Below are 2,237 nucleotides of genomic sequence, written 5' to 3' on the forward strand. Positions count from 1 at the left end.
CAAACAAGGTACAACAGAAGAACTAAAACCAAAAGCACCGGCTGAAGTTAAAGGTAATGTAGGTGCTGAAATAACTGTAACCGCACCTGAAGTAGATGGTTTTCAGCCAGAGAAGGCCACAATGGAGTATAAAGTTGTAGATGGTGATAATGAAGTTTCGTTCTATTACATCGAAGATAAGAAAAAAGTAAAACCAGCAACAGGACTAGCTAGCGATAAGCCAGCAACGTTGAATAGAGACCAATTGACACTGGCGTTCAATGGTGCGTTAGATGATGACTCTGTTAAAACTAAAGCTAGCTATGCATTTAAAAAGTATAATGCTAGCAACGCGAAATTTGAAGAAGACAAAACGGTTACAGTTACAAGTGTAACATATGCAACATATGGTGCTGGCCAAACCCAAAACACGGTTGTATTGCAGCTTAAGGGACTTCAACCTGGAAGTAAGTATCAAGTAACGGGAACGGGTGTTAAAGGTTATGGGCAAGCAGTAGCAATTTCGGGCACCATTGAAGCAACATTTAAGGTGCCACAGCCATCCAGCAGTTCAAGCAGTAGTTCAAGCTCAGGCACTGGAACAGCAAATCCAGCAACAGGATTAGCCAACGATAAGCCAGCAACGTTGAATGGAAACCTATTGACACTGGCGTTCAATGGTGCGTTAGATGGTGACTCTGTTAAAACTAAAGCTAGCTACACATTTAAGAAGTATAATGCTAGCAACGCGAAATTTGAAGAAGACAAAACGGTTACAGTTACAAGTGTAACATATGCAACATATGGTGCTGGCCAAACCCAAAACACAGTTGTATTGCAGCTTGAGGGACTTCAACCTGGAAGTAAGTATCAAGTAACGGGAACGGGTGTTAAAGGTTATGGGCAAGCAGTAGCAATTCAGGGCACAATTGAAGCAACATTTAATGTGCCACAGCTATCCAGAAGATCAAGCAGAAGTTCTCGCTCAAGCTCAAGCCCAAGCACTGTAACGAAAACGGGCACTACAAGTGATAAAACAAAAGCAAATGGAACAACTGGAGAAAAGACAAACAGTAACGATGATAAAAAATCCATTACTTTGCCGAGCGATCAAGACGTGAAAACACCGAGCGACTCTGTTCAAAAAAGAAGTTCTAAGCCGCAAATGACGCAAACCAAACCGGCATTCACTGACCTGAAAAAACACAGTTGGGCGCGTGAATCGATCGAGTTTTTACATGTAAAAGGCATTATTGCTGGAACAGCAGCAGGTCAATTTTCTCCTACTGCCATAGTAACCAATGGTCAAATGAAAATATTCTTGCAAAGATTGTTTAACAATTCAAAGCGAAGCTTCTTGCAAAAAATAGTTTCTGGCTTCAAAAAGAACAAAACGATGACAAGACAAGATGTTATGGTGATGTTGTATAAAGCCATGATTGAAAATGGAATGAATCTGAAAGCAGGTCAACCGAACGCCTTGAAGGGTTATACAGATGCTGAAAAAGTGAATAGCAATGCAAAAGCGGCAATTTCTTCACTGATCGCAGAAGGCATTATTTCAAGCAAGACAAATAAGCTAAATCCAACGCAACAAGTAACAAGAGCAGAAGCAGCAGTTTTCTTGAAGAGAGTGTATGATAAAATGAATAAATAGTTTATCAGAACAGATGCGAGAAGCCCATGGGTGAACTGTGACCCGAGAGATGGGCACGTAAAACACCCATGGCTTGGGTCTGTAAAATAGTTTGTGTAAACTCCAAAACCTATTAAAAGGGAAGTAGAAGAAAGGTTGTGGAGAACACATGGGACTGTGGACGAAAGAGCAACTGCGAGCATTTATCAAAGAGAATAACCTGGTTATCGCTCAAGATGCACAGAATGCCTTGAAAAACCTGTTCGCCGAAACGATTCAGGAAATGCTGGAGGCCGAGATGGATACGCATCTGGGCGATGAGTTGCATGAGAAAGCGGAGAAGACTTGCGACCAATTCCCGTAACGACAAGAGCCGCAAGACCATTACAAGTGAATACGGCGAGCAGGGAATCGCCGTCCCACGTGACCGTCAGGGTGTGTTTGGCAAGAAAAAAATGCTCAATATGGCAGCTCAAAAGTGCAGAAGCTACTTGCCAGCGATATGTGTTTTCAGATGGGAAAATCCAGCTGTGTTCACCAACTTGTTTAGTTTCGCACGCTTGCGACCTTCCAGTTCTGCTGTCAGTATTTGTTCAACTACCTCTTCTATCTGGGAATCACC

1 protein-coding gene and 1 pseudogene are annotated in these 2,237 nt (G+C 42.3%); both read left to right on the forward strand.

Features of this window, described 5'->3' with window-relative positions:
• Positions 1–1,636: S-layer homology domain-containing protein (locus PPOP_RS16015; RefSeq protein WP_006287663.1), on the forward strand; the 1,636-nt coding region annotated here is incomplete at its 5' end.
• A gap of 148 nt (positions 1,637–1,784) precedes the next feature.
• Positions 1,785–2,058, forward strand: a pseudogene (locus PPOP_RS16020) (transposase); the annotation flags it as partial.
• Between the last annotated feature and the right edge of the window lie 179 nt (positions 2,059–2,237).

This window comes from Paenibacillus popilliae ATCC 14706, assembly GCF_000315235.1.
Classification (GTDB): Bacteria; Bacillota; Bacilli; order Paenibacillales; family Paenibacillaceae; genus Paenibacillus_B; species Paenibacillus_B popilliae.